Genomic DNA, 14,861 nt, shown 5'->3' on the forward strand with positions numbered 1-14,861 from the left:
GCTCATCCCTGCCATTTTTCACCCGGCACGATGATCAGCGAGAAGTACGGTGATGACTGTGGGTCCACCTGGTCCAGCGCGACGATTTTCTGATTTGCCATGGTCGCCCGCTCAACGTATAGCGCACGCCTGTCCAGGCCCAGTTCGCCCAGCACCTGGCGCACTTTGGGGAAGTTGCGGCCCAGCTTCATGATCACTGCCGCATCGGCATCGGCCAGGCGCCGCTTGAGTTCTTCGGCCGGCAGCACGCCCGACAGCACCGACAGGCTCTGGTTGCGGTAAACCAGGGGGGCACCCAGTACCGACGCGCCTCCCAGCATCGAGCAGACACCAGGGATCACTTGCGCGTCATAGCGCTGCGCCAGACGGTCATGCAGGTACATGTAGGAGCCGTAAAAGAACGGGTCGCCCTCACAGATCACCGCGACATCGCGGCCGGCATCGAGGTGCTCGGCCACCTGCACGCTGGCCTCGTCATAAAAATCGCTGATGACCTGCTCGTACGACAACGGCGCCGGCAACGCCTCGGTGGTCACCGGATAGACCAGCGGCAGCAGCGTTTGCGCTGGCTGCAGATGCGACTCGATGATGCCGAAGGCATTGCCACGCTTGCCCTTGGCCACGAAGTAGGCGACCACCGGGGCCTCGCGCAGCAAGCGCAGGGCCTTGAGCGTAATCAGCTCAGGGTCGCCAGGGCCTACGCCCAGGCCCAGCAGACGTCCACGCGGCGCCATCATTCCACCTCCGTGGCGAGGGCATTGACCGCGGCAGCAGCCATCGCACTACCGCCCAGGCGGCCCTGCATGATCACGAACGGGATGCCCCGGCTGTCTGCGGCAAGCATGGCCTTGGACTCCGCCGCACCGACGAAGCCAACCGGGAAACCGAGGATCAGCGCAGGCTTTGGTGCACCGGCATCGATCATTTCCAGCAAGTAGAACAGAGCGGTCGGCGCGTTGCCGATCACCACCACGCTACCCTCCAGATAGGGCCGCCACAGCTCCAGAGCCACAGCCGAGCGGGTATTGCCGGCATCTTTGGCCAGGGCCGGAACACTCGGGTCGCGCAGGGTGCAGATCACCTTGTTATCGGCGGGCAGGCGTGCACGGGTGATGCCTTCGGCGACCATGTGTGCATCGCAGAGGATCGGCGCGCCGTTGGCCAGGGCCTCGCGCCCCGCGCGGCCGGCACCTTCGGAGAACTGCAGGCCGTCGATGGCCTCGACCATGCCACAGGCATGGATCACACGTACGGCGAGCTTCTCGAGGTCTGCGGGGATCCGCTCGAGCCGGGCCTCCTCACGGATGATCCGGAAGGAATTGCGATAGATCTCCTGACCATCGCGGATGTAATCAATCATCAAGGTGCTCCGTCGGCAGGTCGAGCATGGCGCCTGCTTCGTTCAAGGTGAGGTTGGCGGCGCGCAGGGCACCAAAGCCCGGCAGGCGCGCGTCACGCAAATAGAGGTCATAGCGGCCCGGCGAGCGGGCCAGCAGTGTGGCCGGGGCGACATGGGCCACGGCGCAGGATCGGGGGCAACCAGACAGGTGCACACTGGCAGGGGCGCCAGCGGGCAACAGGGCTGCCAGAGCCACGGCATCGGCCTTGGTTTCGCCGTGCGCCTTGGCGCAGCCGCTGGCGCCGGTGCAGGCAACCATGCGGGCCAAGGGCTCGTGGCTGTGGCAGAGCAGGCCCAGGGCCGACAACTCACGTTGCGCCGGGGCGATGCTCACGCCAGCCACAGAGGTCAGCATCAGGCTCTGCCAGGGGCTCAGGCGCAGGCTGCCATCGCCGTGTTCACGTGCGATTCGCGCCGCACCGCGCAGCATGTCGGCGCTGAGCCTGCCAAGCGGCGGGGCAACGCCCAGGGCCATGCCCTGCAGCTGCTCAACGGCACCCAGCCATGGGCTGTTGCCCGCTTTGCGGCGCCAATCGAGGACGGCATCATCCCGGCGGATCGCCAGCCCTAGCCCCTCGATGAATCGCTCCACTGAGCAGTTTTCAAGCAACTGGCGCATGCGCGCCTGGTCCGGGCTGGCCAGGTCGAGGAAGCGCTCAAGCACTGCGCGCACCAGCGCCAGCCCCTGCTCCACCGGCACCGCGCCCAGCACCTGGCCGTCAGCCGGGCAACCGGCCAGGCCGAACGCCAGCCAGGTGCGTTGCTCGAGTCGTAATGCTGAAAGCCACAGATCGTGTGGGTGCTCGAGCATCGCCAGGCCTTCGCCGCCGTCCAGTTGCACCGCGAACTTGGCCGATAACTGGTGAAAGCGCGGTGTGCCTTGCAGCATGTCGAGGATGTGTTCGGCCAGGGGACGAACATCCAGCACCATCAAGGGGTCGTGCCCGGCCAAGGGGCTGAGCATCAGGTTGCGCACATCGTCACTGGCAGCGTCGCGTGGGCCCAGGCCTGCTGCCAGCAGGCTTTCGATCAGGCCGGCGTGATCGTCGCCAATGCCACGGATCTGCAGGTTGCCGCGGTTGGTCGCCTCGATCACGCCACCGGCGAAACGCTCGGCAGCCGCCGCCACGGCATCGGCCTGATCGGCCAGCAACAGCCCACCGGGCAGCTTGATTCGGCAGATACCGCCATCAAGGGCGCTGACGATGCGCCACAACCCCGGGCAAGCCGAGGGACGGGGCGATACGGGTGGGGTATGGACCTGCTTCAAAGGGACGTCCGGCAATCGCTGAAAATGCGCTTGAGTGTAGAAGGCGCGGTATTATGCCTGCTTTGTCCGGCGGCATGAAAAGCCGGTGGTCGAGCTTCGCTGGCGATTGAACAGAAATTCACCACCGCGTCGCCCCCTTTGCCGGCTGAGGCGGGGCGACGCGCCCCCAAAAATGGCGGATCAGAAACACATGACACCCTGGCTGACAGTAGTAGGCATCGGCGAAGACGGCTTCAGCGGCCTGGGCAAGCAGGCCCGACGCGCCCTGCTCGGCGCTTCGCGGATCATCGGCAGCCCACGTCAGCTGGCCCTGCTGCCGCGTTGCGTAAGCGCCGCCCGCGAACATTGGCCGAGCCCGTTCTCGCTCGCCCCGGTACTGGCTCGGCGCGGTGAGCAGGTGTGCGTGCTGGCCAGCGGCGACCCCATGTTCTACGGCGTCGGCGCCAGCCTGGCGCGGCAGGTGCCGGCCCAAGAGCTGCAGGTACTGTCGATGCCCTCCTCCTGCGCCTTGGCCGCCGCCCGCCTTGGCTGGCCGCTGCAGGACGTGCAGGTGGTGTCTTTGGTCGCACGCCCCCTGGCCTCTCTCAACGCCCACCTTTACAGCGGCATGCGCCTGCTGGTGCTGAGCAACGACGGTGATAGCCCGGCAGCCATTGCCGCCCTGCTGCGCGAGCGCGGTTTCGGGCAAAGCCGCCTGCAGGTGTTCGAGCACCTCGGCGGCCCTGCCGAACGCCACTTGGCGGGCATCGCCGATGACTGGGCCCAGCCTCAGGTCGCCGCGCTGAACCTGGTTGCCATCGAGTGCCAGGCCAATGCCGACGCTCCGCGACTGTCACGCGCAGCCGGCCTGCCGGACGATGCTTTCCGTCATGACGGCCAGCTGACCAAACGTGACGTACGGGCCATCACCCTGGCCCGTCTGGCCCCCCAACCAGGCGAGTTGCTGTGGGACGTGGGCGCAGGCTGTGGCTCGATCGGCATCGAGTGGATGCGCGCCCACCCCGCCTGCCGAACACTGGCAATCGAAGCCGACGAGGGCCGCCAGGGCTTCATCGAGTACAACCGTGATGCCCTTGGCGTTCCCGGCCTGCAACTGGTGCGCGGCAAAGCACCGCAGGCCTTGGCCGAGCTGGAGCGCCCGGATGCGATCTTCATCGGCGGTGGCGTCACCCGTGAAGGCGTGTTGCCGTTGTGTTGGGAGCGGCTCCGCCCCGGAGGGCGATTGGTGGCCAATGCCGTGACCCTGCAAAGCGAACTGGCACTGGCGCACTTTCGCCAACAGCATGGCGGTGAACTGACGCGTATCCATGTCGCCCAGGCCCAGCCATTGGGCGCCTTCGACACTTGGCGCCAGGCATTGCCGATCACCTTGCTCGACGTGGTGAAGCCTCACGATGCGTGAAGAAACCCGCGAACAGCCGGCGCCACTGCGCAGCGGCCTGACCACTGGCAGCTGCGCCACTGCCACCAGCCTGGCGGCAGCGCGCCTGCTGCTCACCGGTGTGAGCACTGACGCCGTGAGCATCACCTTGCCCAAGGGCAAGGTGGTGCAGATGCGCCTGGAATTCTGCCGCCGCGAGGACGAGCGCGCCGAAGCCGGCACACTCAAGGATGCTGGCGACGACCCCGATGTCACCCATGGCGCGCTGCTCTACAGCCAGGTGCGTTTGCAGGACGAGCCGGGCATACGCTTTGTCGCGGGCGTGGGTGTCGGCACGGTCACCCGCCCCGGGCTGGTACTCGCCGTGGGCGAGCCGGCGATCAACCCGGTACCGCGACGCATGATCAGTGAACACCTGCAACAACTGGCCGACGACTGCGCCTACCGCGGCGGCTTCGAGGTCACGGTCAACGTAAAGGGCGGCGAGCAACTGGCACTCAAGACCATGAACCCGCGCCTGGGCATCCTCGGCGGGCTGTCGATTCTTGGTACCAGCGGCATCGTGCGGCCTTTCTCCTGCGCGGCCTACATCGCCTCCATCCACCAGGGCATCGATGTCGCCCACACCAATGGCTATACCCATATTGCCGCCTGCACCGGCAATGCCAGCGAAGACACCATGCGCCGCGTCTACGGCCTCCCGGAAATTGCCCTGATCGAAATGGGCGACTTTGTCGGCGCGGTGCTCAAGCACCTGCGCAAGGTGCCGGTGCCACGCCTGTCACTGTGCGGTGGCTTTGGCAAGATCAGCAAGCTGGCCGCCGGGCACATGGACCTTCACAGCCGCCACTCGAGCATCGACCTGCCGCAACTGGCCGGCTGGGCAGCGGACATCGGCGCCGATGCCGACCTGCAGGCAGCGATCATGGCCGCCAACACCAGCCAGCAAGCCCTGGCCCTGGCACACGCGGCCGGCATCGCCCTGGGCGACGCGGTCTGCGCCCATGCCCTGGCGTTCGCCCGCAGCGTGGTGCCCGCACAGGTGCAGGTGGAAGTGTTCGCCATCGACCGCCAGGGCGGCATCGTCGGCAAGGCAGGTATGCAATGAACCGGCGCATCCTGCTGCTGGGCGGTGTCACCGAGGCACTGGCCATCGCCCGTCAGCTTGGCCCGGAGCATGTCTACAGCCTGGCTGGCATCGGCCGGGTGCCGCAGGGCCTGGCCTGCCAGGTGCGGGTCGGCGGCTATGGCGGGGCCGAAGGCCTGGCCGCCTACCTGCGCGAGGCGGGTATCACCCTGCTGATAGACGCCACCCACCCCTATGCCGCGCAGATCAGCCACAATGCTGCCGCCGCCGCACGGGCCGTGGGCATCCCGTGCTGGGCCTTGCGGCGCCCGGCATGGCAGGCCCAGGAGGGTGACGATTGGCGAGAAGTGCAAGACTGGGCCGGGCTGATCGAAGCGCTCAAGCCGTTCCGCAGGCCGCTGTTCACGTTGGGGCGCGAGCCGCTGCAGCATCTGGACGAGATTCCGCCAGAGCAGTTCTGGACCCTCAGGGCGTTGCAGGCCTGCCCTGGTAATGATCGCTGCGAAGTGATCGGTGCGCGGGGGCCGTTTCACCTTGACGATGAGCGGGTGCTGTTCGCACGGCGCGATATCGATGTGCTGGTCAGCAAGAACAGCGGCAGCGTGGCGACCGAGCCCAAGCTTGAGGTGGCGCGGGAGCTGGGGGTTCCAGTACTCATTCTGAAGCGCCCCACACTCCCACAGGTCGATGCTGAGTTCACCCGGTACTGCCTGTTGCTCAGCGCCCTGCATCTATGACTGGCAGCCTTTGGCAACGTATATCCCATTGACATATACCTTGCGGAATTTAAACTTCAGTCACAGTTTGCCGCTTCCAGGGAGACCCATCATGGAGCAAGGTGCTGTCTTCAAAAGCAATCGTAGCCAGGCCATCCGCTTGCCGAAATCTGTCGCATTTCCCGAAGAGGTGACCCGCGTGGACATTGTTGCAGTGGGTCGAACCCGCATCATCACTCCCGCTGGTGAATCATGGGATAGCTGGTTTGACGGCGAAGATGCGAGCCCGGACTTCATGGCCAGCCGCGACCAACCTGCCGACCAGGAACGTGAAGGGTTTTAATGCTCAAGTACATGCTCGATACGAATATCTGCATCTTCACGATCAAGAACAAACCCCAGGTAGTTCGTGAAGCGTTCAACCGCCACCATGGTCAGCTGGCAATCAGCACCGTCACACTGATGGAGCTTGTTTACGGTGCAGAGAAATCGGCCGCTCCTGCACGAAATCTCTCGATTGTGGAGGGTTTCGTAGCGCGTCTTGAAGTACTCGACTATGACAGCCATGCAGCAGAACACAGCGGGCAGCTTCGCTCAGAACTGGCAAAGGCCGGTACGCCCATCGGTCCTTTCGATCAGTTGATTGCCGGGCATGCCCGCGCGCGGGGGCTTACCTTGGTAACAAACAACCTGCGAGAGTTCATGCGCGTTCCGGGGTTGCGGGTTGAGGATTGGCTGGCCATGCCAGGGTAAAAGACGTAACCCTTTCCATATTCCGACAGTGGCTATCGACCATCGCTGCGCTGTGACCAGATACATTCATATGGCCGTTGGCCTGTCGTCAGTCTTAAACTCAACCCCCCTCCCCTCCGGAAAGCGTCAACCATATGGAAATGCAATGGTGGATCTGGCTGGTCTTCGGCATCGCGCTGATCCTGCTCGAACTGGTCCTGCCCACTTTCTTCATCATCTGGTTCGGCATCGGTGCCGTGCTGGTGTCGCTCATCTCCCTCGCCGCCCCCAGCCTGCAACTGGACATGCAGGTACTGTCGTGGGTGCTGTTCTCCTCGATCACCACGGCACTCTGGTTCAAGCTGTTCCGGCGCAAGCAGCCGGATGTGCGCTGGACCGCAGACAGTGTGATCGGCGAAGTCGGGCTGCTGATCAGCAGCGTTTCGCAATTTCAGAAAGGCCGTGTGCGCTTTCAGAAACCGATCTTGGGCAATGAGGAATGGATCTGCGTCGCTGACAGCGACATCCCGTCAGGCGAGCGTGTTCGTCTCGTCGCCATCGAAGGCAATACTGCCCGGGTCATCCGGGCCTGACCGCATTAAAAGGAAGTTCGCATCATGACCAGCCTCATCGTCGTCGGCACACTCGCCGTTTTCGTCCTGATCACTGTCTTCAAGGGTGTACGCATCGTACCCCAAGGGGAGGAGTGGATCGTCGAGCGCCTGGGCCGCTACCACAGCACGCTCAAGCCCGGCCTGAACATCGTCATCCCTTACATGGACGTGGTCGCCTACCGCCTGCCGACCAAGGACATTATCCTCGACGTGCAGGAGCAGGAAATCATCACTCGCGACAATGCGGTGATCGTCGCCAACGCCCTGTGCTTCGCCAAGGTGGTCGACCCACAGAAGGCCTCCTATGGCGTGCAGAATTTCTCGTTTGCCGTCACCAGCCTGACCATGACATCGTTGCGCGCAATCGTCGGCGCCATGGACCTGGACGAAGCGCTGTCCAGCCGCGAGCAGATCAAGGCACGCCTGCGAGAGGCGATGTCCGAACAGACCGAAGACTGGGGTGTGACCGTACGCTCGGTAGAAATCCAGGACATCAAGCCATCGGAAAACATGCAGCTGGCAATGGAGCGCCAGGCGGCAGCCGAACGTGAACGTAAAGCCGACGTGACCCGTGCAGAAGGTGCCAAGCAGGCCGCCATTCTCGAGGCCGAAGCCCGCCTGCAGTCGGCCAAGCTCGATGCCGAGGCGCAAATCAACCTTGCCGAGGCTTCGGCAAAGGCAATTTCGCTGGTCAAGGACGCGGTAGGCAACGAGACGGTGCCAGCCATGTACCTGCTGGGAGAGCGCTATGTCGGCGCCATGGAGAACCTGGCCAGCAGCAACAACGCCAAAGTGGTGGTGCTGCCGGCTGATTTGCAGGAAACCGTACGTGGCTTGATGGGCCGCAACAAGGCTTGATGGCTGTAGTAGCTTCATGGCCGGCAAGCCGGTTCCAGGCACCCCACCGTCTAACTGCGCGTGGGAGCCGGCTTGCCGGCGATGGGCTGCACAGCAGCCCCATCAACCCGCCTGCGTCACTTCACCGCACCCCATCATTTTTACCTATACTGCGCCGTACAATACCCGCCACGATTCCTGACCGGATCTCTCCATGCCCCCACGTCGGCACATCGCCTGGATAGCCTGCCTCGCAGTGCTGTTCAACCTGCTGGCCATGCCGCTGTCCTCCGCCGCGCCCAAGGGCCCGGCAGAGCAGCTGCTGTGGGGGGCTTTCTGTTCCAGCATGGCAGGCAAGGCCAAGGTCGACGTCCAGGCACTGGCCAAGATCGACCTCGGCACGCAGAACGACGATCACTCCAACATGCAGCACTGCTGGTGCTGTTCGGGTGCCACGCCGTTGCTGGCCCTGCCAGGTTATCCGCCACAGCTGCACAACCCGCCCACATTGCTGGCCGCGCATGTTCCACCGCCAGCCGATTACCAAATGACGCCGCGCCAGCTCTGGCCCGCGCTCAATCCCCGCGCCTCTCCCCTGGTCTGAGTTCATCACGCTGTCTGCCTGAACCTGAACAGAACGGAGACTTACACCATGCTCAAGCAAGCTCTCGTAGTGGCCGCACTGCTGCTGCCCGGCGCCTTCGCCAACGCCCATGAATACACTGCGGGCGACCTGCATATCGCCCACCCCTGGTCGCTGCAACTGCCGCCGAACGCGCCCAATGTGGCCGCCTATTTCATCGTGCACAACAACGGCAAGGTCGATGACCGCCTGCTCAGCGTAGACAGCCCCATCACTGCTGACGCACAACTGCACGAACACGTGATGAGTGCCAACGGCGCCATGAAGATGCAGCAGGTGCCCAATGTGGTAGTGCCAGCCGGCAAGGACGTGGTCTTCGCCCCCAGCGCCTATCATGTGATGCTGATGCAGCCCAAGGACCGCAGCCTGCTCAGCGACGGCAAGCGCTTCCCGCTGACCCTGCATTTCGAGAAGGCTGGTGACATCACGGTCGACGTGGCCGTGCAGAAGCAGGCGCCGGCGGACCAGCCGCACGAACACGCACACTGACCCTTCGCTGACTGGCGCTCGCCTTCATGAGCCTGCCACGCAACAGACGCAGCCGTACCACCCGCCCTGAACGCAGGCGCGTCGGTGGCGGCTGGCTGAGCCTGTTCGCCATGTGGATGATCTTTATCGGCCCGCTGATTTCCCAGTCGATGCCGATGGATCATCACGCGGGCATGAGCATGCCGATGGGCATGGCTCTGTCCTCGGAACACAGTCACGCCAGCGACTCGCATCACGGCCACGGCGACGATGGCCAACTGCATGTGATGTGGGAAAAATGCGGCTACTGCAGCCTGCTGTTCAACTGCCCTGCATTACCGCAGACCTTCAGCCCACTCGTTGCCGGGCACGCCTTGCCCGTCACCCCCATACCTGCTGCAACCCTGCAGGGCCATGCCCGACAGGCCATATTCCCCGGTGCACGCAGCCGCGCGCCACCGCCTTCGATCAGCGTCTGAACCCTTGCTGCCGCACGGAGCCTGGAGGCTCCGCGCCCACCCATGACTGATCGACTGGAATCACTATGTCCGGCTGCCCCCCTGTATTCGCCCCCTCTCTGCGAGGGACATTCGCCGTGTTGTGCGGGTCGCTGCTCGCCCCCATGGCCCTGGCCGCCGAAACTGGCCATGAAACGCACGAGCAAGCGCCGCCCGAACTGAGCCCAACGGTGATCACCGCCATCGCGCCCAGTTCGCCCCTGACGGTTGTCACCAACCCCAAAGACCCGCGCCAGCCCGTGCCGGCCAGCGATGGCGCCGATTACCTCAAGACCATCCCTGGCTTTTCAGCCATCCGCGCCGGTGGCACCAACGGTGACCCGGTGCTGCGCGGCATGTTCGGTTCGCGCCTGAACATCCTCACCAACGGCGGTGTGATGCTCGGTGCCTGCCCGAACCGCATGGACGCACCGACCTCTTACATCGCGCCGGAAACCTATGACCGCCTCACCGTTATCAAAGGCCCGCAAAGCGTGATCTGGGGCCCCGGAGGCTCGGCCGGGACCATCCTTTTCGAACGTGAACCGGAAAAATTCGGCACCCTCGGCAGCCGGATCAACGCCAGCCTGCTGGCCGGCTCCAACGGCCGCTTCGACCAGGTGCTCGACGCCGCCGCAGGCAATAGCCAGGCTTATGCGCGCTTCGTCGGCAACCAGTCGCGCTCGGACGACTACCACGACGGCAACGGCGACACCGTGCCTTCGCGCTGGGACAAATGGAACGGCGATGTGACCCTGGGCTGGACGCCCGACCAGGACACCCTGCTCGAACTCACTGCCGGTAAGGGTGACGGCGAGGCCCGCTATGCCGGCCGTGGCATGGACGGCTCGCAGTTCAAGCGCGAAAGCCTGGGCCTGCGCTTTGAAAAGTCCAACCTCGGCGAGGTGCTCGACAAGGTCGAGGCGCAGGTCTACTACAACTACACCGACCACGTGATGGACAACTACAGCCTGCGCACCCCATCGGGCAGCGGCATGATGGGCATGCCCATGGTCAGCAATGTCGACCGCCGCACAATGGGCGCACGCATCAAGGCCACCTGGCGCTGGGCCGACGTGCAACTGATCAGTGGCATCGACGCACAGACCAACGAACATCGCCAGCGTGGCGGCATGGGCGTTGATGCGCACAAGGGCCAGCCCTGGACCAAGGATGCCGACTTCCACAACTACGGGGCCTTTGGTGAACTGACCTGGTACGCCACAGGGGTTGACCGGCTGATCACCGGCGCCCGTCTCGATCGCGCCTCCGCCCGCGACTTCCGGGCTGGCAGCGCTACCGAAGGTGATACCCGCGCCGATACCCTACCCAGCGGTTTCGTGCGCTATGAGCACGACCTCGCGGCGGTGCCGGCCACCACTTACATCGGCCTTGGCCATGCCCAGCGCTTCCCCGACTACTGGGAGCTGTTCTCGCCCAAGCTGGCGCCCTCTGGCGCCGCCAACGCCTTCGACGGCATCAAGCCAGAAAAGACCACCCAGCTCGACTTCGGCATCCAATACCGCGACGAGCGTCTTGAAGCCTGGGCTTCGGGTTACGTCGGGCAGATCCGCGACTACATCCTGTTCGACTACCGTACCGGCATGATGGGCATGAGCACCTCCCAGGCGCAGAACATCGACGCCCGCATCATGGGTGGTGAACTCGGCGCCGCCTACAAGCTGACAGAAAACTGGAAGGCCGATGCGACCCTGGCCTACGCCTGGGGCAAGAACAGCAGTGACGGCAAGGCGCTGCCGCAGATGCCACCACTGGAAAGCCGCATGGGCCTGACCTACAGCCGCGACACCTGGAGCGCCGGGGCCTTGTGGCGGCTGGTAGCTGCACAGAACCGCATCGCCGAAAACCAGGGCAATGTGGTCGGCAAGGACTACGAAACAAGCGCCGGGTTCGGCGTGTTTTCGCTCAATGGCGCCTACAAGGTAAACAACAACCTCAAGCTCAGCGCAGGCGTCGACAACCTGTTCGACAAGGTTTACGCCGAGCACCTGAACCTGGCAGGGAACGCCGGGTTCGGCTACCCGGCTTCCGATCCACAGCCGGTCAACGAGCCGGGCAGGACGTTCTGGACCAAGGTCGATTTCAGCTTCTGACAACAACAACGGGCGCAGCCGCTGGTTGCGCCCCTCAGCTGGTCAAACAGGAGGTTCCCATGAGCGGAACACGCGTTTCCTTCTACAACCTGGCCTGGCGCTGGCATTTCTATGCGGGGCTGTTCGTCGCCCCGTTCATGATCCTGCTGGCGATTACCGGGATCATCTACCTGTTCAAACCGCAGCTGGACCCACTGCTGTACCGTGACCTGATGGTTGTCGAGGCCGGCCATCACCGCCAGGGCGCCGACGTGATGCTGGCCGAAGTGCGCCAGGCTTACCCCAAAGGCCATGTGGGCCAATATCTGCCACCCATCGATGCCGAGCGCAGCGCGCAATTTGTGGTGCATGACGGTGGGCGCGAACTGAATGTGTTCGTCAACCCGTATAGCGGCAAGATCCTGGGCGAGCAGGATGCCAAGCAGAACCTGCAGGCGGTCGCCCGAGCCCTGCATGGCGAGCTGATGGTCGGTACGCTCGGTGACCGACTGGTGGAACTGGCAGCCGGCTGGGGCATCGTGCTGGTGGTATCCGGCCTGTACCTGTGGTGGCCGCGCGGGCGCAGCGGCAGTGGCGTGCTGTGGCCACGGCTGTCGGCGCGTGGCCGTCTGCTCTGGCGCGACCTGCACGCGGTCAGCGGTTTCTGGGGCTCGGCCCTGCTGCTGCTGATGCTGCTCAGCGGCATGACCTGGACCGGCCTGTGGGGCAAACAGTACGCCGACCTGTGGAACCGCTTTCCGGCGGCCATGTGGAATGACGTGCCCAAGTCCGATCAACAGGCCGGTGAACTGAACAGCGCTCACCGCCAGACGGTGCCCTGGGCCATGGAAAACACGCCGATGCCGCAGTCCGGTGCGCATGCCGAACATGCCGGGCACCACATGATGTCGAACAGGCCAGCGGCACCTCAGGTGAGCCTGCAGCAGGTTCAGGACCTCGCCAACGCGCGCGAGGTGGAACCCGGCTACAGCATCACCGTGCCGACCACTGCCGATGGCGTATTCACCATCGCCGTGTTCGCCGACGACCCGCGCAACGACGCCACCCTGCATGTCGATCAGTACACCGGCAAGGTGCTGGCCGATGTGCGCTGGCAGGACTACAGCCCGGTGGCCCGGGCGACCGAGCTGGGCGTCATGCTGCACGAGGGCAAGATGTTCGGCGTGCTGAACCAGATCATCATTCTGCTGGTGTGCCTGATGATTTTGCTGGGCTCGGTGAGCGGGCTGGTGATGTGGTGGAAACGCCGGCCGGCCGGAGGCCTGGGGGTGCCAGCGCTGCGCCATGACCTACCGCGCTGGAAGGCAGCGGTGGGGGTGATGCTGGTGCTAGGGGTGATGTTCCCGCTGGTGGGGGTGTCGATGGTCGTGATGTGGGTGGTGGACAGCCTGGTGGTAAGGCGCAGGGTGCTGGCCAGCACTTGAGGCCATTGGGGCTGCTGTGCAGCCCTTTCGCGACACAAGGCCGCTCCTACAGACGACCGCGTTGGCCTTGTGTCGCGAAAGGGCCGCACAGCGGCCATCTGCTACTGAAAAGTCGAGTCGATCTGTCGCGCCCCGATTTGGGACGCGCGTGTTAGCCTACGCGGCTTTCACAAAAAGACTGACCCTCAATGGAATGCAGCCAATGACCCGGACCTCTTCCCCTCCTGCTCAAGCGCAGCACCTGCAGCGTAACCTGACCAACCGCCACATCCAGCTGATCGCCATCGGTGGCGCCATCGGCACCGGCCTGTTCATGGGCTCGGGCAAGACCATCAGCCTGGCGGGGCCGTCGATCATCTTCGTCTACATGATCATCGGCTTCATGCTGTTCTTCGTCATGCGCGCCATGGGCGAACTGCTGCTGTCGAACCTCAACTACAAGTCGTTCATCGATTTCTCGGCCGACCTGCTCGGCCCCTGGGCCGGCTACTTCACCGGCTGGACCTACTGGTTCTGCTGGGTTGTCACCGGTATTGCCGACGTGGTCGCCATCGCCGCTTACACGCAATTCTGGTTTCCGGACCTGCCACAGTGGATACCCGCGCTGACCTGCGTTGCAGTACTGCTGTCGCTTAACCTGGTTACCGTGAAGATGTTCGGCGAGATGGAGTTCTGGTTCGCCCTGATCAAGATAGTCGCCATCCTCGGCCTGGTCGCCACCGGCCTGTACATGGTCATCACCGGCTTCGAATCGCCGAGCGGGCGCACCGCGCAGCTGGCCAACCTGTGGAATGACGGCGGCATGTTCCCCAACGGCCTGATGGGCTTCTTCGCCGGCTTCCAGATTGCCGTGTTCGCCTTCGTCGGCATCGAGCTGGTCGGCACCACCGCCGCCGAAGCCAAGAACCCTGAACGCACCCTGCCAAGGGCGATCAACTCGATACCGATCCGTATCATCGTGTTCTACGTGCTGGCACTGATCGCGATCATGGCTGTCACTCCATGGCGCGACGTGGTGCCGGGCAAGAGCCCGTTCGTCGAACTGTTCGTGCTGGCCGGCCTGCCGGCGGCGGCGAGCATCATCAACTTCGTGGTGCTGACCTCGGCGGCCTCATCGGCCAACAGCGGCGTCTTTTCCACCAGCCGCATGCTCTTCGGCCTGGCCCAGGAAGGCGACGCACCGCGCGCATTCGAAAAACTGTCGAGCCGCGCCGTACCGGCCAACGGCCTGTACTTCTCGTGCACCTGCCTGCTGCTTGGCGCGGTGCTGATCTACATGGTGCCGAACGTGATCGAGGCATTCACCCTGGTCACCACGGTTTCCGCAGTGCTGTTCATGTTTGTCTGGACGCTGATCCTGCTGTCGTATCTGAAGTACCGCAAAACCCGTGCGGCGCTGCACCAGGCATCGACCTACAAGATGCCGGGCGGGCGCTTCATGTGCTACGTGTGCCTGGCGTTCTTCGCCTTCATCCTGGTGCTGCTGAGCCTGGAAGCGGACACCCGCTCTGCGCTGATCGTCACGCCGATCTGGTTCGTGTTGCTGGCCGTCACCTACCAGGGTGTGCGTAGCAAGCGCCATCCGCGGACAGCTGTGCGCAACAGCTGAGGCACTACGGGGCTGCTCTGCAGCCCCAATCCTGTGCACACAAATATCCCAGGCACCAACCTGGACCTTG

Annotated in this window: 16 protein-coding genes; 13 read left to right on the forward strand and 3 right to left on the reverse strand. The window is 64.2% G+C overall.

Features of this window, described 5'->3' with window-relative positions; all coding sequences use genetic code 11:
- Positions 1 to 2 precede the first annotated feature (2 nt).
- From JET17_RS23525 to cobG, 3 genes are read right to left on the reverse strand one after another with little or no spacing between them, the layout of a single operon-like run.
- Entirely contained in the window at positions 3 to 734 is a 732-nt protein-coding gene (locus tag JET17_RS23525) for a precorrin-2 C(20)-methyltransferase (RefSeq protein WP_012316416.1), read from the reverse strand.
- Complete coding sequence (locus tag JET17_RS23530) at positions 734 to 1,360, reverse strand: precorrin-8X methylmutase (RefSeq protein ID WP_012316417.1); 627 nt, start codon at positions 1,358 to 1,360, stop codon at positions 734 to 736. The genes JET17_RS23525 and JET17_RS23530 overlap by 1 nt, the downstream gene beginning before the upstream one ends.
- A complete protein-coding gene (cobG, locus tag JET17_RS23535; RefSeq protein ID WP_012316418.1) occupies positions 1,353 to 2,684 on the reverse strand; it encodes a precorrin-3B synthase in 1,332 nt (443 codons plus the stop codon). The genes JET17_RS23530 and cobG overlap by 8 nt, the downstream gene beginning before the upstream one ends.
- A gap of 175 nt (positions 2,685 to 2,859) precedes the next feature.
- Here cobG and JET17_RS23540 point away from each other — a divergent pair, with 175 nt between their 5' ends.
- The 13 genes from JET17_RS23540 (at position 2,860) to cycA (ending at position 14,791) form a co-directional block, all read left to right on the forward strand.
- The gene (locus JET17_RS23540) at positions 2,860 to 4,071 is read left to right on the forward strand and encodes a bifunctional cobalt-precorrin-7 (C(5))-methyltransferase/cobalt-precorrin-6B (C(15))-methyltransferase (RefSeq protein ID WP_042111775.1); all 1,212 of its coding nucleotides are present in this window, start codon (positions 2,860 to 2,862) and stop codon (positions 4,069 to 4,071) included.
- Positions 4,064 to 5,158, forward strand: a complete 1,095-nt coding sequence (locus JET17_RS23545; RefSeq protein WP_012316420.1) for a cobalt-precorrin-5B (C(1))-methyltransferase — start codon at positions 4,064 to 4,066, stop codon at positions 5,156 to 5,158. Before JET17_RS23540 ends, JET17_RS23545 begins: the two co-directional genes overlap by 8 nt.
- A complete protein-coding gene (locus tag JET17_RS23550; RefSeq protein ID WP_012316421.1) occupies positions 5,155 to 5,874 on the forward strand; it encodes a cobalt-precorrin-6A reductase in 720 nt (239 codons plus the stop codon). The genes JET17_RS23545 and JET17_RS23550 overlap by 4 nt, the downstream gene beginning before the upstream one ends.
- 91 nt (positions 5,875 to 5,965) lie before the next feature.
- On the forward strand, positions 5,966 to 6,196 hold the full coding sequence (gene vapB, locus JET17_RS23555; RefSeq protein WP_012316422.1) for a type II toxin-antitoxin system VapB family antitoxin: 231 nt from the start codon (positions 5,966 to 5,968) through the stop codon (positions 6,194 to 6,196).
- Positions 6,196 to 6,606 (forward strand): type II toxin-antitoxin system tRNA(fMet)-specific endonuclease VapC, encoded by a 411-nt coding sequence (vapC, locus tag JET17_RS23560; RefSeq protein WP_012316423.1) that lies wholly within the window; start codon positions 6,196 to 6,198, stop codon positions 6,604 to 6,606. The genes vapB and vapC overlap by 1 nt, the downstream gene beginning before the upstream one ends.
- A 134-nt stretch (positions 6,607 to 6,740) precedes the next feature.
- Positions 6,741 to 7,178 (forward strand): NfeD family protein, encoded by a 438-nt coding sequence (locus tag JET17_RS23565; protein WP_012316424.1) that lies wholly within the window; start codon positions 6,741 to 6,743, stop codon positions 7,176 to 7,178.
- A gap of 24 nt (positions 7,179 to 7,202) precedes the next feature.
- Positions 7,203 to 8,057, forward strand: a complete 855-nt coding sequence (locus JET17_RS23570; protein WP_012316425.1) for an SPFH domain-containing protein — start codon at positions 7,203 to 7,205, stop codon at positions 8,055 to 8,057.
- 193 nt (positions 8,058 to 8,250) lie between these two features.
- Positions 8,251 to 8,640: a DUF2946 domain-containing protein gene (locus JET17_RS23575; RefSeq protein ID WP_012316426.1), complete on the forward strand. Its 390-nt coding sequence runs from the start codon at positions 8,251 to 8,253 to the stop codon at positions 8,638 to 8,640.
- Positions 8,641 to 8,688: 48 nt separating this feature from the next.
- Complete coding sequence (locus tag JET17_RS23580; protein WP_012316427.1) at positions 8,689 to 9,168, forward strand: copper chaperone PCu(A)C; 480 nt, start codon at positions 8,689 to 8,691, stop codon at positions 9,166 to 9,168.
- Between the two features lie 26 nt (positions 9,169 to 9,194).
- A complete protein-coding gene (locus tag JET17_RS23585; RefSeq protein ID WP_012316428.1) occupies positions 9,195 to 9,626 on the forward strand; it encodes a DUF2946 domain-containing protein in 432 nt (143 codons plus the stop codon).
- 65 nt (positions 9,627 to 9,691) lie between these two features.
- Complete coding sequence (locus tag JET17_RS23590) at positions 9,692 to 11,758, forward strand: TonB-dependent copper receptor (protein WP_012316429.1); 2,067 nt, start codon at positions 9,692 to 9,694, stop codon at positions 11,756 to 11,758.
- Between the two features lie 59 nt (positions 11,759 to 11,817).
- Positions 11,818 to 13,182: a PepSY-associated TM helix domain-containing protein gene (locus JET17_RS23595; protein WP_012316430.1), complete on the forward strand. Its 1,365-nt coding sequence runs from the start codon at positions 11,818 to 11,820 to the stop codon at positions 13,180 to 13,182.
- A 202-nt stretch (positions 13,183 to 13,384) separates the two neighbouring features.
- Complete coding sequence (cycA, locus tag JET17_RS23600; protein WP_012316431.1) at positions 13,385 to 14,791, forward strand: D-serine/D-alanine/glycine transporter; 1,407 nt, start codon at positions 13,385 to 13,387, stop codon at positions 14,789 to 14,791.
- The last annotated feature ends 70 nt before the right edge of the window (positions 14,792 to 14,861 follow it).

Source organism: Pseudomonas putida, from assembly GCF_016406145.1.
GTDB lineage: Bacteria > Pseudomonadota > Gammaproteobacteria > Pseudomonadales > Pseudomonadaceae > Aquipseudomonas > Aquipseudomonas putida_E.

Coding starts and splice junctions, on each gene's coding strand:
- JET17_RS23545 (WP_012316420.1), top strand. CDS start 4,064: ATGCGTGAAGAAACCCGCGAACAGCCGGCGCCACTGCGCAGCGGCCTG.
- JET17_RS23570 (WP_012316425.1), top strand. CDS start 7,203: ATGACCAGCCTCATCGTCGTCGGCACACTCGCCGTTTTCGTCCTGATC.
- JET17_RS23575 (WP_012316426.1), top strand. CDS start 8,251: ATGCCCCCACGTCGGCACATCGCCTGGATAGCCTGCCTCGCAGTGCTG.
- cycA (WP_012316431.1), top strand. CDS start 13,385: ATGACCCGGACCTCTTCCCCTCCTGCTCAAGCGCAGCACCTGCAGCGT.
- vapC (WP_012316423.1), top strand. CDS start 6,196: ATGCTCAAGTACATGCTCGATACGAATATCTGCATCTTCACGATCAAG.
- JET17_RS23540 (WP_042111775.1), top strand. CDS start 2,860: ATGACACCCTGGCTGACAGTAGTAGGCATCGGCGAAGACGGCTTCAGC.
- JET17_RS23565 (WP_012316424.1), top strand. CDS start 6,741: ATGGAAATGCAATGGTGGATCTGGCTGGTCTTCGGCATCGCGCTGATC.
- JET17_RS23580 (WP_012316427.1), top strand. CDS start 8,689: ATGCTCAAGCAAGCTCTCGTAGTGGCCGCACTGCTGCTGCCCGGCGCC.
- JET17_RS23585 (WP_012316428.1), top strand. CDS start 9,195: ATGAGCCTGCCACGCAACAGACGCAGCCGTACCACCCGCCCTGAACGC.
- JET17_RS23550 (WP_012316421.1), top strand. CDS start 5,155: ATGAACCGGCGCATCCTGCTGCTGGGCGGTGTCACCGAGGCACTGGCC.
- JET17_RS23530 (WP_012316417.1), bottom strand. CDS start 1,360: ATGATTGATTACATCCGCGATGGTCAGGAGATCTATCGCAATTCCTTC.
- JET17_RS23595 (WP_012316430.1), top strand. CDS start 11,818: ATGAGCGGAACACGCGTTTCCTTCTACAACCTGGCCTGGCGCTGGCAT.
- JET17_RS23590 (WP_012316429.1), top strand. CDS start 9,692: ATGTCCGGCTGCCCCCCTGTATTCGCCCCCTCTCTGCGAGGGACATTC.
- JET17_RS23525 (WP_012316416.1), bottom strand. CDS start 734: ATGGCGCCGCGTGGACGTCTGCTGGGCCTGGGCGTAGGCCCTGGCGAC.
- vapB (WP_012316422.1), top strand. CDS start 5,966: ATGGAGCAAGGTGCTGTCTTCAAAAGCAATCGTAGCCAGGCCATCCGC.